Source organism: Bradyrhizobium sp. F1.13.3 (genome assembly GCF_040548265.1).
GTDB lineage: Bacteria > Pseudomonadota > Alphaproteobacteria > Rhizobiales > Xanthobacteraceae > Bradyrhizobium.
In genome coordinates, this window is record NZ_JBEPRI010000002.1 from 875,562 (window position 1) to 897,011 (window position 21,450).

Sequence of the window (21,450 nt, forward strand, 5' to 3'; positions counted from 1 at the left end):
CTTCGCTCGTTTCGCTACGAGGGACTGTCCGGGCTTGCCGAGCCGAAGCTCGCGAAGCGAGCGAAGGCTGGTGGAGCCAGGCGGGATCGAACCGCCGACCTCGTCATTGCGAACGACGCGCTCTCCCAGCTGAGCTATGGCCCCTTTTGTAGGCCGCTCTGGTCAATGCGGCCGACAACCGGGCGCCATTTAAGTCCCCGCCAAGGTCAAGTCAAGGACGGGTGTAACCCGGTTTTAGCCATCCCGGCACCGACTTCCCTTGTTTGGACCGGGGGGAACCGATATCTAGCAAAAGACGTCAATCCCGACCGAAGCCAGAGTTTTTAAAAGCCATGCGTGCCGTTCTCGACATCGTCATCATCGTGCTCGACCTCTACGTCTGGCTGCTGATCGCGTCCGCGATCCTGTCCTGGCTGATCGCCTTCAACGTCGTGAACACCCGCAACCAGTTCGTCTCGGCGGTGGCGGAGTTCCTGTACCGAATCACGGAGCCGGTCCTGGCGCCGATTCGCAATTTCCTGCCCAGCCTCGGCGGCCTCGACATCTCGCCGATCATCCTGATCCTGCTCATCATGTTCATCGAGCGGGTGATCCTGTATTACATCTACCCGAACGTGATCTAGGCAGGCTGGAGCGCCCTGGGTTGCCAAAGAACCTTGTCATCAAGGAACCTTGGCGTTACGGGGCCGCAGGAATCAGCATCGCGCTGCGGGTAACGCCCCGCGGCGGCCGCGACGACATCGACGGGATCGAGCAGCTCTCCGATGGCCGCAGCGTGCTCAAGGTGCGTGTGCGCGCTATCGCCGATGGCGGCGAGGCCAACAAGGCCGTTCTGGTGCTGCTGGCGAAATCGCTGGGCGTGCCCAAGGCCAGCGTAAAACTCCTGTCGGGAGCGACCTCGCGGCTGAAGCAGATCGCGGTCGACGGCGATCCGGCGCGGCTCGGCGAAGCCCTGCGCCAGCTCGCATCAGCCAAATCGACAGACTGAGGGAACTGACATGACCGCCAGGATCATCGACGGAAAAGTCATCGCCGCGGAACTTCGCGCCCGCGTCGCCGACGAGGTCGCACGCGTCAAGCGCGAGCACAATCTCGTGCCGGGCCTCGCGGTGGTCCTGGTCGGAAGCGACCCGGCGAGCGAGGTCTATGTCCGCTCCAAACACACCCAGACCCAGGCCGCCGGCATGGCCTCGTTCGAGCACAAGCTGCCGGCCGACGTCTCGCAGGCAGATCTCCTGGCGCTGGTTGCTAGACTCAACCGCGATCCCGCCGTGCACGGTATTCTGGTGCAATTGCCGCTGCCCAAGGGCCTCGACACCGAGGCCGTCGTCAATGCCATCGACCCCGCCAAGGATGTCGACGGGCTGCATCCGAACAATGCCGGCCGCCTCGCCGGCGGTTTCGAGGCGCTGTCGCCCTGCACGCCTCTCGGTTGCATCATTTTGACCAAGAGCGTGCATGCGTCGCTCGAAGGCATGAACGCCATCGTCATCGGCCGCTCCAATCTCGTCGGCCGCCCGCTGGTGCAGCTGTTGCTGAACGAGAACGCCACGGTGACCATCGCGCATTCGCGCTCGCGCGACCTGCCCGGGCTCGTCAAGCGCGCAGACCTCGTCTACGCCGCGGTTGGAAAGTCCGAGATGGTGCGCGGCGACTGGCTGAAGCCGGGGGCGACCGTGATCGACGTCGGCATCAACCGGATCCCGAAGGACGACGGCAAGACGCGTCTCGTCGGCGACGTTGCCTATCAGGAAGCGCTCGCCGTGGCCGGCGCGATCACGCCGGTGCCGGGCGGCGTCGGTCAGATGACGGTCGCGTGCCTGCTGGTGAACACGTTGCGCGCGGCCTGCGCGATTGCAGGGCTGCCGAAACCGGCGGTGTAGTTCACCTCGCCCCGCTTGCGGAGCGAGGGAGCAGAGCTCAGGCCTTCTTCTTCTTCTTCTTCTCGCGATCGATGCCTTCGAGGATCAGCTTGTGCGCATCCTCGGGGCCGCCCCAGCGCAGGATCTTCACCCACTTGCCGGGTTCGAGATCCTTGTAGTGCTCGAAGAAGTGCTGGATCTGCTGGAGCGTGATGTCCGGCAGGTCGGAATACGACTTCACCTTGTCGTAACGCTGGGTGAGCTTGGACGACGGCACCGCCAGAATCTTCTCGTCGCCGCCGGCTTCGTCTTCCATGAACAGAACGCCGACCGGGCGCACGCTCATGACCGCGCCTGGGATGATGGCGCGGGTGTTGATGATGAGGACGTCGCAGGGGTCGCCGTCGTCGGACAGCGTGTGCGGGATGAAGCCGTAGTTACCGGGGTAACGCATCGGCGTGTAGAGGAAGCGGTCGACCACCAGCGTGCCGGCTTCCTTGTCCATCTCGTATTTGATCGGTTCGCCGCCCACGGGGACTTCGATGATGACGTTGACGTCGTTGGGTACGTTTTTCCCGATCGAGACCGCATCGATACGCATTCAAGGCTCCGTTGTTGCCGAGGTTAAATCGCACCCGGCAGCGATTTTGGCGCTGTCATACGCGGGCTTGGCCCGCTGATCCATCGCGTTTTTGTGAAATAATGAATCCGGCGATCACCGGCTCAAAAGGCAACGGTATCGACGGAAGGGAAACACTGCCGGCTGGACTTCAGCAGCTCAATTGGTCCAAGCGAAGGCAACCTTGTCGAGCGATTTGGGCCCGAAACGCTCCGAGGAACGTGCCACCATGCGGCCGCCCAAGGCACGGTAGAACTCCGTGGCCGGATCATTGTCCGAGAGCGCCCACACCACCATGCTCTTCAGGCCGCTCTGCATCAGGTCGCGGCGGGCCGCGGTGAACAGGCGGCGGCCAAAGCCCAGGCCCTGGAATTCGGGACGCAGATAGAGCTCGTAGACCTCGCCGTCGAAATGCAGGCTGCGGGCGCGGTTGCGGCCGTAATTGGCGTAGCCTGCGATCTTGTCGCCGAACACCAGCACACTGACGCGGCTGCCCTTGCGGATCGCGCTGTCCCACCATTGCGGACCGCGGCGGTTGATCAGCTTTTCCAGTTCGGCGCCGGGAATGATGCCCTGATAGGCGGAGCGCCAGGCTTCGTCATGGGTGGACGCCACCGCAGTTGCATCTGCGGCTTTGGCCGGCCGGACCTCGATCAGGGTTGTGCTCATGGACGTGATCAAACCAAGTCGCCGCGCCGGCGGCAAGACCTATCGTTAATTATCGGTTAACGTGTGGACTTTCTGCATCAGTATTTGAACCATGTTGTACCGAAAAAAGACAAGACGCCGATTCGAGTGGCACCGGAGTGCCATGCGTCGGTGCAAAACTGCTTTGCGGCAACGAATGAACGGCAATCGCAACGCAGAAAGTCTGCCGATATTGATTCGTTCCTACTAGTCTGGCCGTTGCTGTTCTCGCCTCCGGCAATTCATGCGGCTCCTCAAACTCCTCGTGCTTCTGCCTCTGTTGGCCTTGCTGACTGCGCCGCCCGTGTGCGCTCAGGTCACGTTTGGTTCGTCCGGAGCGGAGGGCGATCCGTTTCGCCGGCAGCAATGGCGCGTGCCGTCGCCAGATACCGACATCGCCGCCTATGCCCTGCTGTTTCGCCCGCCGGGTGCCGGCCCGTTCCGGCTTGCGGTGATCGCGCATGCTTCGACGCAAAATGGCTTGCGGCGCGCGCAAACGCCGCAGCTGGAATACCGCGCACTCACTGCGTTCCTCATTGCGCGCGGTTTCGCCGTGCTGGTGCCGGAACGGCTCGGCCATGGCGCGACCGGGGGCCGCTATGTCGAGGACCAGGGTGGCTGTGACGAAGCGGACTATGTGCGCTCGGGCCGCGCAACGGCCGACGAAATCTCGCTTGCGCTGGAGGATTTGCGAAAGCAGGATTTTATCCGCAAGGACGCCGCGATCGTGATCGGACATTCCGCCGGTGGTTGGGGCGCGCTGGCGCTCGCGAATGCCGATCCGAAGGCGATCTCCGCCATCATCGCCATTGCGCCGGGCCGCGGCGGCCATGCCAATGACGAGCCGAACCGGATCTGCGCGCCGCATACGCTTCTCGCGGCGGCGGCTGAATTCGGCAAGGCCGCGCGCATCCCCGTCACGTGGCTCGTTGCGGCCAACGACAGCTACTTTGCACCGGCATTTTCGCTTGCGTTGGTCGAGGGGTTTCGGCGCAGCGGCGGCAAGGTCGACTTCCGTGCGCTGCCGGCGGTGGGTAGCGAGGGGCATTGGATGATCGAAAGCGAGGCCGGCGTCAAAGCCGCGAGTGCAGAACTCGATCGCGCGCTGAAGCCGGCTGGCAAAAAGCCATGACGCTGTATTTCCTGATGTTGGACAATCGCTGATGGGCAAATGGCCTGACGATGACGTCATCCTGTTCGACGGCGTCTGCATCTTCTGCTCGCGCTGGGTCCGATTCGTCGCCGCGCGCGACACGGCGAAGCGATTTCGCTTCACGCCGATCCAGTCGGATTATGGCGCCCGGCTGGCGCGCACCTTCGGCATCGATCCCGCTGATCCTGACACCAATGCCGTGGTTCATGGCGGCGAGGTGTTCATGAAGTCGGACGCTGCGCTGACTGTGCTGTCGAATCTCCAAGGCTGGGGTTGGGTCCACGCGCTATTCGCCGTGCCGAAAGCGTTGCGCGACCCGGTGTACAGCCTCATTGCGCGCAATCGCTATCGCATTTTCGGCAAGTACGATGCGTGCTTCGTGCCGGATACTGATTTAAGGGCACGGGTGATAGAATAGTCAGGTCCCACAGCGTCGGTTTGCGTTTGATGCAATCAAAAGTAGAATAGATAAGTCGCTTATCTATTGTTACTCCTCAAGTTTCGTAGGCTGGATTCAATATGACAGACGATGAAAGAAAGCTTCGATTTCGGCCTCGCGCACGAATCATCAGAACGATTGGCGACCAACTAATCAGCGGGCCAGAGGCTGCAGTGATTGAGTTGGTGAAGAACTCATACGATGCCGACGCCTCGTTCGCCTTGATTAAATTCATACCCCCGCTGCAGATCGGAAAAGGCAGGATAGTATTCACCGACGATGGTGTGGGTATGACACTCGCCGATATCGAGAATAAGTGGATGGAGCCGGCTACCGCATCGAAGACAACCACGCGCCGTTCGGCTTTGCGGAACCGACGGATGATGGGATCGAAAGGCATCGGACGATTTGCGGCAGCGAAACTTGGCTCGAAGATGGCCCTAAGCCGGCAAGCAAGACATCATGCGCGGGTATTTGTGCGGGATCTTTTGAATAGTTCCTGATGTCTCCCGCGATCGGGTGGTCGTTGCCAAAATTCTCGCGGTAGGTGATTTGGCTATACTTGTCCCATTCAGACGTGAATACGCACTGCCCACCAATGGCATCAAAGCCAATCCTCAGGCCGCCAATCCCCGCGAACAAGTCGATGAACTTGAAAGCCGCTGGCCGACGTCGCCTCTCTGGCAATCGGTCCAGATACTCTTGCAGCCATTTGAGCGCCATTGGAGAAGGGCGAGAATCGCCATTTTCGTATCGGATGACCGTCCGCTCCGTAACGCCAAGAAGATTGGCCGTCTCAGCCTTGGATAGCCCCGTCTTCAGTCGAAGGGCTTCGAATTCGACCGAATGATGCGAGCGGGGCATGACTTTTCATCTTGGGACAATCAACTGACAGCTTGTCATCGATTCGTCCCAGAATGTATAGTTGTTCATGGTATGTTCCGTCAAGCCGAGTTACTTGCTGTCGGTTGCCGCCACCACTTCCCTCGCCGCCCGCTCCCCTGAGTCCCTCGCTCCATGCGCCGTCGTGAAGAAGTTCGGCGACGTCGCTTCTCCCGCAAAGAACAGCCGCCCATTCACCGGTGCCGCCAGCACGGCGCGATCACCGGCGTGGCCCGGCAGCGCGTGCGAGTATGAGCCTCGTGCGAAGGGGTCGTGCGCCCAGCGGGACTCGTAGAGCGGCTTCAGCTTTCGCCTGATGTCGTTGCCGAGAAAGCCTGCGATCTCGTCGATGCCCTGCGCGGCAATCGCGCCGTCGCCGGCATCTTCCAGTTCGCGCGCAAAGCTGCCGCCGAAAAAACCTTCGATGCAGGGCTGGCCGAACGGGCGGATATGATAGGTGCCCATGTCGGTGCGCATGGTAGCGCCGCGCAGGTTTCCTTCCTTCGGGAAGGCCTCGGCATCGTCGAGCGCCAGCGTGATCTTGTCGTCGACGCCGAGCGGCAGGCCGGCCGCGGCGTCGACCTTGTTGCGCAAGGCAGGCGAGAACCGGATGGCTTCGTTGGCGATCAGATTGGTCGGCACGGTGACGATCACCTTGTCCGCGCTCAGCGTGCCCTGCGATGTCTCGATGCGGATGCGCTTGTCCGAATGATCGATCAGCGTGACGTTGCAGTTCAGCGCCACCGGGCAGGGCGCGCCATAGGCCGCGATCAGAGCGCCGTAGCCACGGCGGACGCGCCAGTTGAGGTCGCTGTCCTCATACGCGTGCCAGTCCAGTGTGGACATGTCCTTCAGTTCGCAGCCGTTGATGTAGGTCGAGATCGCGTCGATCATGGGGTTCCAGCGATTGCCGGGCTCCAGGCTCAGGCTGGCGGGGACATCCTTGCCCTTCTGGGCCGCCTCCCACAGCCGCTGATAGAAGGCGTCCATCGCGTGCATGAAATCATCGCGCTCGGCTTTCGGAAATGCGTTGCCATAGGTGCGCTCGCGCCAGGGCGGGAGGTCCTTGTTGACCTCGAAACCGAGCTGTTTTGCAATCGCGACGAAGGAGTTGTTGTCCGCCGAATGCAGCCAGCCGCAACCGACGTCGAAGGTGACGTCGGGCGAGGCCTGCACCGTCCAGGCCCGGCCACCGAGCCGGTCGCGCGCCTCCAGCACGATCACGGCGAAGCCGGAGCCTGCCAGCGCATGCGCCGCGCCGAGGCCGGCGGCGCCCGCACCGATAATCGCGACGTCGACGGAGGAGGGCAGGGAGCTCATGGGCGGGCTCTAGCATGTTCGCGAAGAGTGCTGAAGCCGCCGCAAGCACAGCTGTCATCACCCGCGCAGGCGGGTGATCCAGTATTCCAGAGACATTTGTTATTGAACCGATAAGCCGCGGCGTACTGGATGCCCCGGTCAAGCCGGGGCATGACAGCGTTGAGAGCGGTAGCCTAAGCCACCGCTTCCTTGGACTTTTCCGCGCGCTTGCGCTCGTTCGGGTCGAGGTGCCGCTTGCGCAGGCGGATCGACTTCGGCGTGATCTCCACCAACTCGTCGTCCTCGATATAGGCCAGCGCCTTTTCCAGCGTCATGCGGATCGGCGGGGTCAGGCGCACCGCTTCATCCTTCGACGTGGTTCGGATGTTGCTGAGCTGCTTGCCCTTGAGCACGTTGATTTCGAGGTCGTTGTCGCGGGTATGCTCGCCGACGATCATGCCCTTGTAGACCTTCCAGCCCGGCTCGATCATCATTGGGCCGCGATCTTCCAGCTTGAACATCGCGTAAGCCACCGCTTCGCCCTGGTCGTTGGAGATCAGCACGCCGTTGCGGCGGCCCTGGATCTCGCCCTTGTACGGCGCGTAGCTGTGGAACAGACGGTTCATGATCGCGGTGCCGCGCGTGTCGGTGAGCAGTTCGCCCTGGTAGCCGATCAGGCCGCGGGTCGGCGCGTAGAACACCAGCCGCAGACGGTTGCCGCCGGACGGCTTCATCTCGATCAGCTCGGACTTGCGCTCGCTCATCTTCTGCACGACGACGCCGGAATGCTCCTCGTCGACGTCGATGACGACCTCCTCGATCGGCTCCAGGGTGGCGCCGGTGGCCTCATCCTTTTGAAATACGACGCGAGGACGCGACACCGAGAGCTCGAAGCCCTCGCGGCGCATGGTCTCGATCAGGATCGCGAGCTGCAATTCGCCGCGGCCCGAAACTTCCATCGCATCCTTGTCGGAGGCTTCGACGACCCGCAGCGCAACGTTGCCCTCGGACTCGCGCAGCAGGCGGTCGCGGATCATGCGGCTGGTCACCTTGTCGCCTTCGGTGCCGGCGAGCGGCGAGTTGTTGACGATGAAGGACATCGACACGGTCGGCGGGTCGATCGGCTGCGCCACCAGCGGGGTGTCGACCGACGGATCGCAGAAGGTGTCGGCGACGGTGCCCTTGGTTAGGCCGGCGATCGCGACGATATCGCCTGCCTCGGCTTCGTCGAGAGGAGTGCGCTCGATGCCGCGGAAGGCGAGGATCTTGGTGATGCGGCCGGTTTCGATGGTTTTGCCGTCGGCGCCCAGCACCTTCACGGCCTGGTTCGGTTTGATCGAGCCCGAGGAGATCCGGCCGGTGATGATACGGCCGAGATAGGGGTTGGCTTCCAGAATGGTGCCGATCATGCGGAACGGGCCTTCCTCGACGGTCGGCGGCGCGACATGGCGCACGATCAGGTCGAACAGCGGCTGCATGCCGGCTTCCTGCGACCCATCCGGGCTCTCGGCCATCCAGCCTTGCTTGGCCGACCCGTAGAGGATCGGGAAGTCGAGCTGCTCCTCGCTGGCGTCGAGCGCCGCGAACAGGTCGAACACCTCGTTGATGACTTCGGTCGCCCGCGCGTCGGGACGGTCAACCTTGTTGATCACGACGATCGGCTTCAAACCGACCTTGAGCGCCTTGGAGACCACGAATTTGGTCTGCGGCAGCGGGCCCTCGGCGGCGTCGACCAGCACCAGCGCACCGTCCACCATGTTGAGGATACGCTCGACCTCACCGCCGAAATCGGCGTGGCCGGGGGTGTCGACGATGTTGATGCGGGTGTCCTTCCACTGCACCGAGGCCGCCTTGGCCAGGATGGTGATGCCGCGCTCGCGCTCCAGATCGTTGGAGTCCATGGCGCGCTCGGTCACCTTCTGGTTCTCGCGATAGGTGCCGGATTGCTGGAGGAGGCGGTCGACGAGCGTGGTCTTGCCGTGGTCGACGTGGGCGATGATGGCGATGTTGCGAAGGTTCATGAGTGGGCTTCTTTGCGGTCGGACAATGGGTTAAGCGCGATCTCGCCGGTCAGACCGGGACCTCTTCTCGAAACAACGCTTGAAGACTGGAAACGGGGCGCTTTCCGCCCAAAAGGGAAAGCCCGGCATATCGACCGGGCACCCTACGCGTTGCGGCGCAATATAGGCAAAAACGGCCAAAAAACAATGTGTTCTTTGGCCATTGGTTGATTGAATTTTGTCCGGGGATTCCCGGGGGTTAGGCGAAAAGCCGGGCTCAGCCGCGCCGGCCCTTGATGGCGGCCCAGATCAGGGCGACCCCGCCCAGCCCCACGACCAGGCCCAGGAACACCAGCGGGGCGACGTCGGAGCCGATCCGGCCGCTGTCGGATATCGAAATGCCGCCGAACAGGATTGCGCAGGCACCGGGCAGCAGCAGGAGGATCCCGAAGATCGCCATGACCGCGGTCAGGCAGCCGCTGCGCTTGTTCGTCGGGGCAGGAGGCGGTCCCGGAGGGGCTGGCGGCGGCGGGTCGCTGATGCTCATGCCTGCAGGACTCCTTCGGTTGACTGCGCCGCCAGTTCGGCGCGGATGCCGTCGATCTTTCCGTTCCGGTAGAACAGATTGTAGGTGTCGAACGGGATGATCGCGCCGTTCTCGGTGACGAAATGGATGCAGCTGCGCTTGACGTTGCCGACGCAGAAATTGAAGCGGTCGAGAAACTGCACGATGGTGACGCGGAATACGTTCTCATAAGTGATACCTTGCGGTACCTCGAAGCTCGGCAGGCAGCACAGCAATTCGCAGACGCGGTCGCTCGTGTTCAGCGGTCCCGAGGACAGCGAAAACAAATCGATGAATTTCTCCCTCAGCGCCGGATGCTTCTCCGGGCTTATCGTATTGGGCAACAATGCGACGAGTTGCTCCTGCGGGATCAGCGATGTCAGCGGCAGCACTTTCTCGCCGTTGCGCAGGCCGTAACCAATCGAGATGCTTTCGGGGTTGCAGGGCAGCGGGATCATGTCCTTGTCGCCGAATACGCCGGTTTCGACCACGCGCTTGCGAATCTCCGACAGCATGATGCGATCGGTGTTCTTGTCGAAACTCTCGTTGCGGCCGGCGTCCTGCACCGGCTGCAGCGTGACGCCGCGAACGCACTTCCACGTGAGCGCGTGGCGGACGATGTCGCCGATCTCGGCATCGTTGACGCCGCGCTTGATGGTTGCCACCAGCGTGGTCGAGACGCCGTAATGCTCGAGATTTTCCAGCGCCTGCTGGCGGATCTTGCGCAAATCCGCGCCGCGCAGATTGATCAACGCGTCGCGTTCGAGCGAGTCGAACTGGAGATAGACCTCGAGCCCGCGCTTGTTCTCGGCGAGCCGCGCCACGAAATCTTTTTCGCGGGCGATGCGCAGGCCGTTGGTATTGATCATGACATGGCGGATCGGGCGCGCGCGCACCGCATCGAGGATCGCGAAGAAATCCGGATGCAGCGTCGGCTCGCCGCCGGAGATCTGCACCAGGTCAGGCTCGCCTTCGCTCGCGACCAGCGCGTCCAGCATTCGCTCGATCTTGGCCAGCGGCGTGAAGCTGGTCCGCGCCGGCGAGGAATCGGCAAAGCACACCGGGCAGGTCAGATTGCAATGCTCGGTGATCTCGATCAGGGCCAGGCAGGAATGCTGCTCGTGGTCGGGGCACAGGCCGCAATCATAGGGGCAGCCAAATTCGGTATGCCGTTGAAAGGCGAGCGGCCGGTCCCCGGGCTTGATGAAATCCTTGCACAGGCGCCAATAGGCTGCGTCCGTCGACACAAGCGTGGACTGGACGCCATGCTCCTTGCAGCGCTTTTCGTACCAGACCTCGTTGTCGAGGATCTGGATCTTGGCCGGCACCAGCTTCAGGCAGGTCTCGCAGAGAGATTGGGTCTGGCCCCAGAAGATATAGGGGCGCGACTTACGCAACGGCGCGTTCATGCATGGGTCTCGCTTTGGGCGCCGTCGTCAGCATGACGACGGCGTAGAGCAGGATGGAGAGCGACAGCAGGTGAAACAGCGTGAAGGGGCCGATCAGCGTGCCGTAGGGCTTGAGGAATTCCCACAGGAAGCGCTGTGCGCCATAGTAGACGAGGACGAGGTAGAAACCATTGGTGATCACAAACGCGCTCCGGTTCAAGACCGCCACCACGTAGAGCAGCGCGAATACCCCCATCGCGACGCTTTCGTAGAGCTGCACGGGATGGCGAAGGACGCCGTCGCCGAAATCATGGGCCCAGGGCCATGCCGTCGGCGTGCCGTAGGTGAAATCGTCGAGGCCCGCGAAATAGCAGCCGAGCCGGCCGATCGCGATGCCGATCGCCAGCGGCAAAGCAAACCGGGCGCCGGTTCGTACTGCGATCCCTGCGGACCATTTGTAGAGCTCGATCGCCACGATGCCGCCGGCGAGCGCCCCCTCGACCGAGCGCGCAATGCCGCTCTGGCCCGACAGCCATAGATTGGCGGAGCCGAACAGATAGGCGCCGAGGCCCGCACCGAACACCAAAGCGGCGAGGTAGGACCGCTCGAAGGATTGCGGCGGAAACCGCAAGCCCTGTCGTGACAGCCAGTAGAGCGCCACGGCCGCAGCCAGCCAAGCCCCGACGTCGAAGAGAGTGTGAAGGAAAGCCCCGCTCATGTGGGGACATTAGCCCAGGTTCCCGCCCGGCGGGATAGTGCGGCCGCTTCTTATCCCCGAAGAGGAGCGAGGCAGGCGGCTAGCCGGCTTGCCGCTCTTCGGTCGGATAGACGCCGCGCAGCACCTCTTCGAAGTGCAACTTCACGGCCTCGTTGCACAGGCAGGCGCGCAGGCGCAGGCCCTCGCGATTGCGGACCAGGATCGACCCGCGCCGCGTGTCGAGCACGCCCTCCGCCTTGAACGATTGGAGCACGCGGCTGGCATAGCTGCGGCCGACGCCGAGCAGCGTCGCGAGCTGTTCGTGGGTCAGCGGCACGCTGCTTTCGTCGCCGGTCCGCTCCATCGCCGCCAGCATCCATTTGGCGGTGCGCTGCTCGATCGAGTGAATGGCGTTGCAGGCGGTGGACTGGAAGATCTGCGCCAGCATGCAGTCGGCGTAGCGAGCGAAGACATGACGCAACGATGGCGAGCGCTGCTTGGCGGCCTCCAGCTTGCCGACGTGAATGCGCGCAAACGGTCCGCCGAATTTCACGCAGATCCGGGTATAGGCCGGCAGATAGCCCTCGCTGACGATGCCGCCCACCGCGCCTTCGCGACCGACCAGGATGGTCTCGACGTCGCGGCCGTCCTCATTGGGAACGAGGAAGGTCGCTAGCGACGGTCCGCAGGGGAAATGGACGACCTGAACGTCGTCGCCGGGGTTGTAGAGCAGTTCATTCGCCGCTGCGCTTTCGAGCATGACATGTGGCGCAAGCAGGGCGAAGTCGGCCGGGCTCAAGCGCCGCAGCAGATTGTTGGTCGGCCGGCTGTCGATCTCGGTGGCGTTGCTAGTCCGCGCGTCCATCTTAAACTTCCCATCCGCCTCCACATTAGCGAGTTCCGTCGAGGTCCTGTGTGCACAAGTGGACAGACCTGACAACTGTGATGTGGTGGTTTCGTTCCGGGAACCCTCCGCGCTGGGTGCAGGCGTCGTGACCCGGTATCCCAGTCAGAGAAACCTCATGCTCCAAGTTACGATGATGGCACCCGCCGTTTCCGATGGTTCAAACTGTCCCGCCGATGTTCTCATCGTCGAAGACGATCCGATCATCGCGATCGACTTCGAAGATCGCCTGCTCGGATTTGGCGTGAAGAGCGTGCGCACGGTAGGTTCAGTGGCGCAGGCGCTGGCCGCAATCGCGGCGCGCACCCCCGAATTCGCCTTGCTCGACGTCGGATTGAGTCGCGAGACCAGCTTTGCGGTCGCCGGACGGCTCGCGGCCCTGAAAATTCCGTTCGTCTTCGTCACCGGCTACGGCGCTGACGCGCGCATCCCGCCGGAATTCGCCACGCAGCCGCGTCTGCAGAAGCCGTGTTCGAGCGACGCGCTTGAGGCGGCGCTCCACGTACGCGCGGCAGACTAGCGATACGGCGTCAGGCCGGCTTCGGATCGAGCGTGGTCGACCACAGAGCCACGTCGGCGCGGTCGCGCAAGGTCACCGTCATCTGGCCGGAAGCGCCGTCGATCTTGACGTGACCGAAGAACTGCATGCCGGCGGACGGCGGCAGGTTCTGGTTGTCTTTCCCCGGCGCCTTGACGAAACGCACCTCGGGCCCAAACGTATTGTCGAGCGCGTTCGGACCGAATGTGCCCGCGTGAAGCGGGCCCGACACGAACTCCCAGAACGGCTCGAAATCCTGGAATTGCGCCTTGTTGGGATCGTAATAGTGCGCGGCGGCGTAATGCACATCCGCCGTCAGCCATACGGTGTTGCTGACCGGCGCCATCTTGATGAAACGCAGAATGTCGGCGATCTCGAGCTCGCGGCCGCGCACCGGGCCGTCGCCCTGCGCAATGGCTTCCGATCCACCCTTCGGCGTGTCCGACACGACGAGGCTGAGCGGCATGTCGGAGGCGATCACCTTCCAGGTCGCGCGCGAACTCAAGAGGCCGCGCTTGAGCCAGGCGATCTGGTTCGGGCCGAGGAAATAGCTGGCCGGGCCGTAAGCGGTTTCGAGGTTAGGGCCGTTCGGGCCGCGATAGCTGCGTTCGTCGAGCACGAACACGTCGAGATGAGGACCATAGGAGATCTGGCGATAGACGCGGCCGGGCTCGACGATGCTCTCGCGCATCGGATACATCTCGTGGAAGGCACGGCCTGCGCGGGCCGCAAGCAGCGTGATGTCGCGCTCCTTGTAGGTCGCCGGCAGCTCCTTCGACAGCGACCAGTTGTTGGTCACCTCATGGTCGTCCCACTGCACGAAAATCGGCACTTCGGCATTGAAGGCGCGAAGATTGTCGTCGGTGAAATTGTATTTGTGCGCGGCGCGGTACTCGTCCAGCGTCTCGGCGACCTTGGCCTTCTCGGGAATCGTGACGTTCTTCCAGGTCTTACCGTCCGCGAGCTTCACCTCGGACTGGATAGGGCCGTCGGCATAGATGGTGTCGCCGGAGTGCAGGAAGAAATCCGGACGGTGCTTGCGCATCGCCGAGAAGGTGAACATGCCGCCGTCATCGGGGTTGATGCCCCAGCCTTGTCCTGCGACGTCGCCGCCCCAGACGAAGCTGACGTCGCGGCGGTCGGCGGGCGCGGTGCGGAAGCGGCCGGTCACCGGCTCGCCCTCCACCGCGGTGTGCGAGAGATCGCGGAAGCGGACGCGATAAAAGATGTCCTGTCCGCTAGGCAGGTTTTCGATCAGCATCTTCGCGGTGAAGTCGCTCTCGGGCAGCGCCGCGATCGGCGGCAGTGCGCGGGCCTCCTTGAACGACTCCGTCGTCGCCACTTCGACCAGCATCTGCGCAGGCCGATCGGTGCGCGCCCAGACCACGCCGCCGTCGACGGTGACGTCGCCCGACTGCAAGCCATGGGTCACCGCCGGCCGGTCGGCCGCGCGGGAGAGATGGGGCATTGCGACCGCGCCGAGCGCGCCGGCACTGGTCGTCAGGAAACGGCGACGGGAGAATTTGATGTTCATGGGATGGTCTCGATATCGCGTGAGGCGATCGCCCAGAGCGGCCGCCACGGTGAAGCCCGACGCTATATGGAGACAATGTGACGCAGCGATTACGCGATTACGCGCTGCCGGCGGCCCGGAATTGCGCACCGGCGCGCTGCAGGTTCTGCGGCAGGCTGAACAGCACCGCCTTACGGTCGGCAACCGCCGCATGGAACTGGTCGAGTGCGATGTTGAAGGCTGTGAGAGCACCTTCCTCGATCGCGCCGTGGTCGTAGCAGCGCAGCGTGTCGCGCAGGATCTCGTCGGCCTCGGTCTGCATCTGATCGAGATCTTCGGTGGTCTCGCTCTTTCGAGCGGCGGTGATCATGTCGAGCAGCCGCTCGCGCAGATGGCTGTTGTTGTCGCGCTCGTCCTTCTTCAGATAGCCCGCGAACCAGGCGCCGATCGAGCCCATGGCCGAGAGCGCCATCAGGGTCCACCAGATGTAATCGCTGTACTTGTCGAGGAAGGTCTTCTCTTCGCCATCGACGAAAGCGGCGGCGCCCGGATGCACGGGAATCACCGCATCCTTGTCGGTGTCGGGCGTTTCGATCTTCGCCGCCAGCGGGAATTCCGTCACCAATTGCTGGCGCACGGCGAAAAGCTGACGCGTGAACGCCGCGATGGTGGTCTCGGAGACGGCTTTGCGCGCCACGATGTGGTGCGAGAAGCTGATGGTCTTGACCTCGTCATCGGGACGATCGGGCGAGCCGCCGTAAGTGCCCGCGGGAATCTCGGCCGCTTCATAGACCGGATGATTTTGCGCAATCGCGTCGGCAGAATCGATCGCGAGGAAAGTCGGCGCGCCGAACTCCTTGGCGGAAGTGGCGATCGCGTCCGAAGTGATCTTGCTGTTGACGGGACCGGCCGCGAGATAGGCATCGACCTTCTGGGACTTGATCGCCTCGGCAACTTCATTGGCCGGGAATTGCACGATCTCGACCTTGGCGGGATCGACGCCGTATTGCTGCAGGATCACCTTGAGCAAATTGACGTTGGCCTGGGTACGGCCAACCACGCCGACCCGATGTCCGGCGAGCTGCGCGATCTTGGTGATCTTCGCGCCCTTCTTCTTGCCCTTGCCAGGTACGGACCACAGCACCACGACGTTCTTGCGCAGGGTCGCAACGGCTTGCGCGTTTTTCGGCACGTCGAGATCGCCGCGCACGATGGCGAGGTCGGCTTTGCCCTCCGCCAGCAGATTGGCGCTGGCGGTGGCGCCGTCGGTCTGGATCGGACGCAACCGCACGGAACTCTTGTGCTGCGCGAAGGCCTGGGTCAGTGCCTGCACGACCTTGACATCATCGCTGTTGGCGGGGCCGACCGCGATCTTCAGCGTCTCCGACCGCATGGCAAAGTAGTAGCCGCCGGCGAGCGCGCCAACGATCGCGAGCACCAGCGCGAGAGTCACGAGCGCCGTCTTCCGCGCCGATGATCGCGGCGAGGGCGGGGTGGGCGCTTCGGCCAGGTCCAATCCCCCGGTCATCGATCTCCCGAACAGTCGCTTGAGGCTCAGTTTCATCTTGGCCGGCGATTTACGCCCGCAAGTGTAGCAAATTTCTTGTCCGGCAGGGTTACATCTCCGTCATGGTTAGCGGATGGGGTCTAATCCCGTGAACCCGGGGCGTCGGCGGGGTGTTAGGGTAAAGTTCCCCTGAAGGACGGAGGCGACAATGGCAGAACGGCTCTCGGCGGAGGCGCGCGGACAGGCGCTGGGCGGACTACCTGGTTGGACCGAGGTTCAGGGACGCGAGGCGATCGGGAAGACTTTTGTCTTCAAGGATTTCAACGAGGCGTTCGGCTTCATGACCCGCGCGGCACTGGTCGCCGAGAAGATGGACCACCATCCCGAATGGCGCAATGTCTACAAGACGGTGGAGGTGGTGCTGTCGACCCATGACGCCGGCGGCGTCACCGCGCTCGACATCGAGCTCGCCAGGGCGATGAACGCCATCGCCAAGCTGACACCAGGCTGACGTCTTGCGGGGACCGGCCGCGTCCCCATCTTGTGATCAGCAGGGGATGCGGCGATCTGCCACCCCGGCTGGAACGGGGAGTTGCGAACATGGCTGCCGAACACAGCGTCGGTTTCGAGCCGGCCGACCGGCTTGCGGAAGATCGTGACAGCGTGCGCCGCCGCTTCTGGCGCAAGCTGAAGCGCGTCGCCGCGCAACTGCCGTTCGCGGAGGATCTGCTCGCCGCCTATTACTGCGCCTTCGACCGCCAGACGCCGCGCCATGTCCAGGCGTCGCTGCTCGGGGCGATCGCCTATTTCATCCTGCCGTTTGATTTCGTTCCCGACGTGATGCCGATCCTCGGCTTCACCGATGACGCCGCCGTGCTCGCCACCGCCATTCGCATGGTCGCCAGCCACATCACGAATGAGCATCGCGAAGCCGCCCGCGCCGCGCTGAAGCGCGGCGTGGATGAGGTGGATGTGGAAGCCACGCAGTAGCCATACACTCCGCTGTCATTCCCCGCGAAGGCGGGGAATCCAGTACGCCGCGGCTTATCGATTCAACAACACTCGTCACGGAGTACTGGATCGCCCGGTCAAGCCGGGCGACGACAGTTGAGTGCGTAGCGGCGACCTTGCTCTGTCGCCAGCACCCTCACGGATGCAAAATCACCTTGCCCATGGCCTGACGTCCCGCGAGCACCTTGAGCGCATCCGCCGTCTGCGCCAGCGGGAAGACGCGATCGACATGCGAGGAGATCTTTCCTTCCGCTGTCCACTTCACCAGCTTCTCGAGATTGGCCCGATTTTTTTCCGGGTTGAGCCGCGTCCATGCGCCCCAGAACACGCCGCGGATGTCGCAGCCTTTCAGCAGTGCGAGGTTCAGCGGCATCTTTGGAATGTCGCCGGCGGCAAAGCCGATGACGAGGAAGCGGCCTTCCCATGCAATCGAGCGCAGTGCCTGCTCGGCATAGGCGCCGCCCACGGGATCGAAGATGATGTCGACGCCCTTGCCGCCGGTGAGCTTGCGCAAGCCTTCCTTCAAATCTTCCTTGCCGTAATTGAGCGTGAGTTCTGCGCCGTGCGCCTTCGCGAATTCGAGCTTCTCGTCCGACGAGGCGCAGGCGATCACCTTCAGGCCCATCAGCTTGCCGAGCTCGCACGCGGCAAGTCCGGTGCCGCCGGCGGCGCCGAGCACCGCGAGCGTCTCGCCCGGCTTCGGGCTCGCGCGATCTTCCAGCGCATGCAGCGCGGTGCCGTAGATGATGATGATGCCGGCCGCGCGATCATAATCGAGATTGTCGGGGATCTTCACGATCGATGTGGCCGGCAGCGCGATCTTTTCGCGCGCGCCGTTGTGGCCGCAGGAGGCGACGACGCGATCGCCGACCTTCAGATCGGTCACGCCGGGACCGATGCTCTCGATCATGCCCGCGACTTCGGCCGCCGGCGAGAACGGGAACGGCGGCTTGATCTGGTACTTGCCCTGGATCATCAGGATGTCGAAGAAGTTCAGCGCCGCAGCCTTGATCGCGATCACGGCTTCGCCGGGACCGGCCACTGGGTCCGGCACGTCGGCCAGAACGAGATCGTCGGGCTGGCAATATTGCGAGCAGAGGATGGCTTTCATGGCGGCACCTTCTTGAGAGCACTTGGCGTTTCGAGGCAGATTTATCGTTGGGCTGGTTCTGCCGGATTTAGCGCGGTCCCACAATCCGGTTTCTTTGTCTGAAATTGCATTCGGCCCTATCCTCGTCATTGCGAGCCAACGGGTCCGCGCGAAGCGGGGCCCGATGACAGGCTCCGCGAAGCAATCCAGAATCCGTGCCGCGGAAATAGCCTGGATTGCTTCGCTGCGCTCGCAATGACGGAAAGAAAGAAACGGAGGATTCAAACGATGTTTGAAACAGGCCTGCTCAAGGACAAGCGAATCCTCGTCACCGGTGGCGGTTCGGGTCTCGGTGCTGCGATGGCGCACCGATTCCTCGTGCTCGGCGCCGAGCTCGTGATCTGCGGCCGCAAGCTCGATCGGCTCGAGGCGGCGGCGAGCGAGATGCGCAAAGAGACCGGCGGCAAGGTCACGACGATCGCCTGTGATATCCGCGATGGCACCGCCGTCGAAGCGATGATCGACGCCATCTGGCGCGAGGCGCCGCTTGATATTCTCGTCAACAATGCGGCTGCAACTTTCATTGCGCAGAGCGAGCATCTCTCATTCCGCGCCGCGGATGCGATCCTCGCGCCGACGCTGCATGGTGCGATGTATTGCACGCTTGCCGTCGGCAAGCGCTGGATCGACGGCAAGCATGACGGCGTCGTGCTCTCGATCCTCTCGACCTCGACCATCACCGGCCGCGCCTTCACCGTGCCGTCGGCGATGGCGAAGTCGGCCGTGCTGGCGATGACTAAAAGTCTCGCGGTGGAATGGGGCCCGAAGGGCATTCGCACCGTCGCGATCGCGCCGGGACCGTTCCCGACCGCGGGCGCCTCGGGTCAGCTCCGCCCCGAGGGTCGCGACGAAGGGTGGGCCGCGCGCAACCCGATGGGACGCGCCGGCGAGCACCGCGAGCTTGCCGACCTCGCCAGCTTCCTGGTTTCCGACCGTGCCGGCTACATCAACGGGGAGATGGTGGTGATCGACGGTGGCGCGCATTTGCGCAGCTCCGGCGCCGAGGATCTGTTGCGCTGGACCGATGCGCAATGGGCGGAGCAGCGCGCGGCACGATCCAGGGCCTAGTCGCCGCGGCCCTTCGCTAACTGCCTTCCCAAATTGGACTTTCCCGGCTATCCCTGCTCGGGGACAACGCGCGGCCGGGCCATCTTCCAGTCACAATATTGAGGGAACCACTCCAGCATGTGGCGGGTGCTGATTTTAGCTTTGATGACGGGCGTGGCGGCCTGTGGAATCACCGATTCCGCGCGGGCGCAGACGGCGCAACCTGCGCCCAAAACTGCACCGAAAGAGGCCGCGCCGAAATCGGCTGCGCCGGCGGCCAATACGACCGGAAAGACAGCTGCAAAGCCCGAGAGCAAGCCGACGGCCCCGCACGCGGCGGTTGCGGGCGGCGCCGAGCCAACCCTGATCGGTCAGTTCGGCACCTGGGGCGCCTATTCGGCCGCGCCCAATGGCAAAAAGGTCTGCTTCGCGCTGGCCAAGCCGTCGTCGTCGAAAACCAACCCGCCGAATCGGCCGCGCGATCCTGCCTATGCCTTCGTCTCCACCCGCCCGGCGGAGAAGGTCAACAACGAAGTCTCGGTCATGATCGGCTACGCGCTGAAGCCGGGCTCTGAATCCTCGGTCGAGGTCGGCGGCGCCGCTTTCGCCATGTACTCGCAGGGTGACGGTCTCTGGATCAAGAACGCGGCCGAGGAAGAGCGGATGGTCGAGGCCATGCGCAAATCCGCCGATCTCGTGGTCAAGGGCGTCTCGTCCAAGGGGACCGAGACGACCGACACTTTTTCGCTGAAGGGCCTCGCCCAGGCGCTTGACCGGATCTCCCAGGATTGCAGGCGTTAAGGCTGCGGTCGATAAGGTCGCAATCGGCGGTTCCGGTTGCTATATAGGGCTATTCCAAAGGTACAGCCGTCATGGCCGGGCTTGTCCCGGCCATCCACGCGCTGGCTACGGGCGGACAAGAACGTGGATGCCCGGGACAAGCCCGGGCATGACGAGACAGCAGCAGCAATCTCAGGCAACCGATGACCGAGCCGCACAACGCAACACTGGTGGAGAAGACTCCGCTCGAAACCTATGTGCCGCCGGCGAAACCCTCGCTGATTGGCCTGTCGCGCACCGAGCTTGCCGATCGCCTCGGCGAGATCGGCGTTGCACCGGCGCAACGCAAGATGCGCGTGCAGCAGCTGTGGCACTGGATGTATTTCCGTGGCGCCCAGAATTTCGAAGAGATGACGTCGGTCTCGAAGGGCATTCGCGCCGATCTCGAGCAACATTTCACCGTCGACCGGCCCGAAGTCGTGGCCGAGCAGATCTCCAATGACGGCACCCGCAAATGGCTGCTGCGGCTGCCGAGCGGCGACAATGTCGAGCGGGCGCATGAAGTCGAGTGCGTCTACATCCCCGAAACCGATCGCGGCACGCTGTGTGTGTCCTCTCAGGTCGGCTGCACACTGAACTGCTCCTTCTGTCACACCGGCACGCAGCGCCTGGTGCGCAACCTCACCGCCGGCGAGATCGTCGGACAGGTGATGGTCGCGCGGGATCGTCTGAATGATTGGGCCGATCGCGAGGACGGTACGCGTCGTGTCACCAACATCGTCATGATGGGCATGGGCGAGCCGCTCTACAATTTCGACGCGGTGCGCGACGCGCTGCTCATCGTCGGCGACAATGAAGGCATCGGCATCTCCCGCCGCCGCATCACGCTGTCGACCTCGGGCGTGGTGCCGAATATCGTGCGCGCGGGCGAGGAGATCGGCGTGATGCTCGCAATCTCGCTGCATGCGGTGCGCGACGAGCTGCGCAACGAGCTGGTGCCGCTCAACCGCAAATATCCGATCAAGGAATTGCTGCAGGCCTGCCGCGATTATCCGGGCGCCTCGAACGCGCGGCGCATCACCTTCGAATATGTGATGCTCAAGGGCGTCAATGATTCGCTCGACGACGCCAAGCTGCTGGTGAAGATGCTCAAGGGCATTCACGCCAAGATCAATCTCATCCCGTTCAACCCCTGGCCCGGCACCGCCTATGAATGCTCGGACTGGGACCAGATCGAAAAATTCTCGGAGTACGTCTTCAACGCCGGCTACTCCTCGCCGGTGCGCACGCCGCGCGGCCGCGACATCCTCGCCGCCTGCGGCCAGCTCAAGTCGGAGACCGAAAAACTCTCCGCCAGGGAACGCCAGACGCTACGCGCCATGGCGATGACGGACTGAGCTGATGCGCGC

Annotated in this window: 23 protein-coding genes, 1 tRNA gene and 1 pseudogene; 12 read left to right on the top strand and 13 right to left on the bottom strand. The window is 63.3% G+C overall.

The window, feature by feature from the left end:
• Positions 1–68: 68 nt before the first annotated feature.
• Positions 69–144: transfer RNA gene (locus tag ABIB66_RS08925), tRNA-Ala, on the bottom strand.
• 188 nt (positions 145–332) lie between these two features.
• Here ABIB66_RS08925 and ABIB66_RS08930 point away from each other — a divergent pair.
• The 3 genes from ABIB66_RS08930 to folD are packed head-to-tail and all read left to right on the top strand — an operon-like array spanning position 333 to position 1,883.
• Positions 333–623 (top strand): YggT family protein, encoded by a 291-nt coding sequence (locus tag ABIB66_RS08930; RefSeq protein ID WP_007598721.1) that lies wholly within the window; start codon positions 333–335, stop codon positions 621–623.
• A 20-nt stretch (positions 624–643) separates the two neighbouring features.
• On the top strand, positions 644–988 hold the full coding sequence (locus tag ABIB66_RS08935; protein WP_027566322.1) for a DUF167 domain-containing protein: 345 nt from the start codon (positions 644–646) through the stop codon (positions 986–988).
• A 10-nt stretch (positions 989–998) separates the two neighbouring features.
• Positions 999–1,883, top strand: coding sequence for a bifunctional methylenetetrahydrofolate dehydrogenase/methenyltetrahydrofolate cyclohydrolase FolD (gene folD, locus ABIB66_RS08940; RefSeq protein WP_354209720.1), 885 nt, complete (start codon positions 999–1,001; stop codon positions 1,881–1,883).
• Positions 1,884–1,920: 37 nt separating this feature from the next.
• On the opposite strand, the gene ppa is transcribed toward folD, so the two are convergent.
• Positions 1,921–2,463 (bottom strand): inorganic diphosphatase, encoded by a 543-nt coding sequence (gene ppa, locus ABIB66_RS08945; protein WP_354209719.1) that lies wholly within the window; start codon positions 2,461–2,463, stop codon positions 1,921–1,923.
• 177 nt (positions 2,464–2,640) lie between these two features.
• Positions 2,641–3,150, bottom strand: coding sequence for a GNAT family N-acetyltransferase (locus ABIB66_RS08950; RefSeq protein WP_007598725.1), 510 nt, complete (start codon positions 3,148–3,150; stop codon positions 2,641–2,643).
• A gap of 262 nt (positions 3,151–3,412) precedes the next feature.
• On the opposite strand from ABIB66_RS08950, the gene ABIB66_RS08955 reads away from it, so the two are divergent.
• The 3 genes from ABIB66_RS08955 to ABIB66_RS08965 all read left to right on the top strand — a co-directional run bounded on the left by ABIB66_RS08955 (position 3,413) and on the right by ABIB66_RS08965 (position 5,263).
• Positions 3,413–4,300 (top strand): alpha/beta hydrolase family protein, encoded by an 888-nt coding sequence (locus tag ABIB66_RS08955; protein WP_354209718.1) that lies wholly within the window; start codon positions 3,413–3,415, stop codon positions 4,298–4,300.
• Positions 4,301–4,331: 31 nt separating this feature from the next.
• Positions 4,332–4,739 (top strand): thiol-disulfide oxidoreductase DCC family protein, encoded by a 408-nt coding sequence (locus tag ABIB66_RS08960; RefSeq protein ID WP_354209716.1) that lies wholly within the window; start codon positions 4,332–4,334, stop codon positions 4,737–4,739.
• Between the two features lie 101 nt (positions 4,740–4,840).
• The gene (locus ABIB66_RS08965; protein ID WP_354213988.1) at positions 4,841–5,263 is read left to right on the top strand and encodes an ATP-binding protein; all 423 of its coding nucleotides are present in this window, start codon (positions 4,841–4,843) and stop codon (positions 5,261–5,263) included.
• On the opposite strand, the pseudogene ABIB66_RS08970 reads toward ABIB66_RS08965, so the two are convergent.
• The 7 genes and pseudogenes from ABIB66_RS08970 to ABIB66_RS09000 form a co-directional block, all read right to left on the bottom strand.
• Positions 5,217–5,624: pseudogene (locus ABIB66_RS08970) on the bottom strand (DNA cytosine methyltransferase); the annotation flags it as partial. The gene ABIB66_RS08965 and the pseudogene ABIB66_RS08970 overlap by 47 nt on opposite strands.
• 90 nt (positions 5,625–5,714) lie before the next feature.
• A complete protein-coding gene (locus ABIB66_RS08975) occupies positions 5,715–6,962 on the bottom strand; it encodes a flavin monoamine oxidase family protein (protein ID WP_354209714.1) in 1,248 nt (415 codons plus the stop codon).
• A 173-nt stretch (positions 6,963–7,135) separates the two neighbouring features.
• The gene (gene typA, locus ABIB66_RS08980) at positions 7,136–8,962 is read right to left on the bottom strand and encodes a translational GTPase TypA (protein ID WP_354254707.1); all 1,827 of its coding nucleotides are present in this window, start codon (positions 8,960–8,962) and stop codon (positions 7,136–7,138) included.
• A gap of 256 nt (positions 8,963–9,218) precedes the next feature.
• Positions 9,219–9,488: a hypothetical protein gene (locus ABIB66_RS08985; protein ID WP_275169109.1), complete on the bottom strand. Its 270-nt coding sequence runs from the start codon at positions 9,486–9,488 to the stop codon at positions 9,219–9,221.
• The gene (locus tag ABIB66_RS08990; RefSeq protein ID WP_354209712.1) at positions 9,485–10,915 is read right to left on the bottom strand and encodes a radical SAM protein; all 1,431 of its coding nucleotides are present in this window, start codon (positions 10,913–10,915) and stop codon (positions 9,485–9,487) included. The genes ABIB66_RS08985 and ABIB66_RS08990 overlap by 4 nt, the downstream gene beginning before the upstream one ends.
• Positions 10,896–11,612, bottom strand: coding sequence for a prolipoprotein diacylglyceryl transferase (locus ABIB66_RS08995; RefSeq protein ID WP_354209711.1), 717 nt, complete (start codon positions 11,610–11,612; stop codon positions 10,896–10,898). Before ABIB66_RS08995 ends, ABIB66_RS08990 begins: the two co-directional genes overlap by 20 nt.
• Before the next feature lie 79 nt (positions 11,613–11,691).
• Positions 11,692–12,456 (bottom strand): Crp/Fnr family transcriptional regulator, encoded by a 765-nt coding sequence (locus ABIB66_RS09000; RefSeq protein WP_354209710.1) that lies wholly within the window; start codon positions 12,454–12,456, stop codon positions 11,692–11,694.
• 157 nt (positions 12,457–12,613) lie between these two features.
• Here ABIB66_RS09000 and ABIB66_RS09005 point away from each other — a divergent pair, with 157 nt between their 5' ends.
• Positions 12,614–13,015: a response regulator gene (locus ABIB66_RS09005; protein WP_354209786.1), complete on the top strand. Its 402-nt coding sequence runs from the start codon at positions 12,614–12,616 to the stop codon at positions 13,013–13,015.
• A gap of 10 nt (positions 13,016–13,025) precedes the next feature.
• Here the strand turns inward: ABIB66_RS09005 and ABIB66_RS09010 are convergent, their stop codons facing one another.
• Both ABIB66_RS09010 and ABIB66_RS09015 read right to left on the bottom strand, forming a co-directional pair.
• A complete protein-coding gene (locus ABIB66_RS09010) occupies positions 13,026–14,567 on the bottom strand; it encodes an alkaline phosphatase D family protein (protein WP_354209709.1) in 1,542 nt (513 codons plus the stop codon).
• Positions 14,568–14,664: 97 nt separating this feature from the next.
• The gene (locus tag ABIB66_RS09015; RefSeq protein WP_354209708.1) at positions 14,665–16,110 is read right to left on the bottom strand and encodes a TAXI family TRAP transporter solute-binding subunit; all 1,446 of its coding nucleotides are present in this window, start codon (positions 16,108–16,110) and stop codon (positions 14,665–14,667) included.
• Between the two features lie 151 nt (positions 16,111–16,261).
• Between ABIB66_RS09015 and ABIB66_RS09020 the strand changes: the two genes are divergently transcribed.
• On the top strand, positions 16,262–16,564 hold the full coding sequence (locus ABIB66_RS09020; protein WP_354209707.1) for a 4a-hydroxytetrahydrobiopterin dehydratase: 303 nt from the start codon (positions 16,262–16,264) through the stop codon (positions 16,562–16,564).
• Positions 16,565–16,653: 89 nt separating this feature from the next.
• The gene (locus ABIB66_RS09025; protein WP_354209706.1) at positions 16,654–17,043 is read left to right on the top strand and encodes a YkvA family protein; all 390 of its coding nucleotides are present in this window, start codon (positions 16,654–16,656) and stop codon (positions 17,041–17,043) included.
• Positions 17,044–17,200: 157 nt separating this feature from the next.
• Here ABIB66_RS09025 and ABIB66_RS09030 read toward each other — a convergent pair whose 3' ends face one another.
• Positions 17,201–18,175 (bottom strand): NADPH:quinone oxidoreductase family protein, encoded by a 975-nt coding sequence (locus ABIB66_RS09030; protein WP_354209705.1) that lies wholly within the window; start codon positions 18,173–18,175, stop codon positions 17,201–17,203.
• A gap of 267 nt (positions 18,176–18,442) precedes the next feature.
• Between ABIB66_RS09030 and ABIB66_RS09035 the strand changes: the two genes are divergently transcribed.
• The 3 genes from ABIB66_RS09035 (at position 18,443) to rlmN (ending at position 21,438) form a co-directional block, all read left to right on the top strand.
• Entirely contained in the window at positions 18,443–19,282 is an 840-nt protein-coding gene (locus ABIB66_RS09035; RefSeq protein ID WP_354209704.1) for an SDR family oxidoreductase, read from the top strand.
• Between the two features lie 117 nt (positions 19,283–19,399).
• A complete protein-coding gene (locus ABIB66_RS09040) occupies positions 19,400–20,062 on the top strand; it encodes an invasion associated locus B family protein (protein ID WP_275169127.1) in 663 nt (220 codons plus the stop codon).
• Between the two features lie 182 nt (positions 20,063–20,244).
• Complete coding sequence (rlmN, locus tag ABIB66_RS09045) at positions 20,245–21,438, top strand: dual-specificity RNA methyltransferase RlmN (protein WP_354209703.1); 1,194 nt, start codon at positions 20,245–20,247, stop codon at positions 21,436–21,438.
• The last annotated feature ends 12 nt before the right edge of the window (positions 21,439–21,450 follow it).

Excerpts from the sequence above, each read along its gene's own strand:
- ABIB66_RS08930 (WP_007598721.1), top strand. The coding sequence starts at position 333 with ATGCGTGCCGTTCTCGACATCGTCATCATCGTGCTCGACCTCTACGTC.
- folD (WP_354209720.1), top strand. The coding sequence starts at position 999 with ATGACCGCCAGGATCATCGACGGAAAAGTCATCGCCGCGGAACTTCGC.
- ppa (WP_354209719.1), bottom strand. The coding sequence starts at position 2,463 with ATGCGTATCGATGCGGTCTCGATCGGGAAAAACGTACCCAACGACGTC.
- ABIB66_RS08950 (WP_007598725.1), bottom strand. The coding sequence starts at position 3,150 with ATGAGCACAACCCTGATCGAGGTCCGGCCGGCCAAAGCCGCAGATGCA.
- ABIB66_RS08955 (WP_354209718.1), top strand. The coding sequence starts at position 3,413 with ATGCGGCTCCTCAAACTCCTCGTGCTTCTGCCTCTGTTGGCCTTGCTG.
- ABIB66_RS08960 (WP_354209716.1), top strand. The coding sequence starts at position 4,332 with ATGGGCAAATGGCCTGACGATGACGTCATCCTGTTCGACGGCGTCTGC.
- ABIB66_RS08965 (WP_354213988.1), top strand. The coding sequence starts at position 4,841 with ATGACAGACGATGAAAGAAAGCTTCGATTTCGGCCTCGCGCACGAATC.
- ABIB66_RS08975 (WP_354209714.1), bottom strand. The coding sequence starts at position 6,962 with ATGAGCTCCCTGCCCTCCTCCGTCGACGTCGCGATTATCGGTGCGGGC.
- typA (WP_354254707.1), bottom strand. The coding sequence starts at position 8,962 with ATGAACCTTCGCAACATCGCCATCATCGCCCACGTCGACCACGGCAAG.
- ABIB66_RS08985 (WP_275169109.1), bottom strand. The coding sequence starts at position 9,488 with ATGAGCATCAGCGACCCGCCGCCGCCAGCCCCTCCGGGACCGCCTCCT.
- ABIB66_RS08990 (WP_354209712.1), bottom strand. The coding sequence starts at position 10,915 with ATGAACGCGCCGTTGCGTAAGTCGCGCCCCTATATCTTCTGGGGCCAG.
- ABIB66_RS08995 (WP_354209711.1), bottom strand. The coding sequence starts at position 11,612 with ATGAGCGGGGCTTTCCTTCACACTCTCTTCGACGTCGGGGCTTGGCTG.
- ABIB66_RS09000 (WP_354209710.1), bottom strand. The coding sequence starts at position 12,456 with ATGGACGCGCGGACTAGCAACGCCACCGAGATCGACAGCCGGCCGACC.
- ABIB66_RS09005 (WP_354209786.1), top strand. The coding sequence starts at position 12,614 with ATGCTCCAAGTTACGATGATGGCACCCGCCGTTTCCGATGGTTCAAAC.
- ABIB66_RS09010 (WP_354209709.1), bottom strand. The coding sequence starts at position 14,567 with ATGAACATCAAATTCTCCCGTCGCCGTTTCCTGACGACCAGTGCCGGC.
- ABIB66_RS09015 (WP_354209708.1), bottom strand. The coding sequence starts at position 16,110 with ATGAAACTGAGCCTCAAGCGACTGTTCGGGAGATCGATGACCGGGGGA.
- ABIB66_RS09020 (WP_354209707.1), top strand. The coding sequence starts at position 16,262 with ATGGCAGAACGGCTCTCGGCGGAGGCGCGCGGACAGGCGCTGGGCGGA.
- ABIB66_RS09025 (WP_354209706.1), top strand. The coding sequence starts at position 16,654 with ATGGCTGCCGAACACAGCGTCGGTTTCGAGCCGGCCGACCGGCTTGCG.
- ABIB66_RS09030 (WP_354209705.1), bottom strand. The coding sequence starts at position 18,175 with ATGAAAGCCATCCTCTGCTCGCAATATTGCCAGCCCGACGATCTCGTT.
- ABIB66_RS09035 (WP_354209704.1), top strand. The coding sequence starts at position 18,443 with ATGTTTGAAACAGGCCTGCTCAAGGACAAGCGAATCCTCGTCACCGGT.
- ABIB66_RS09040 (WP_275169127.1), top strand. The coding sequence starts at position 19,400 with ATGTGGCGGGTGCTGATTTTAGCTTTGATGACGGGCGTGGCGGCCTGT.
- rlmN (WP_354209703.1), top strand. The coding sequence starts at position 20,245 with ATGACCGAGCCGCACAACGCAACACTGGTGGAGAAGACTCCGCTCGAA.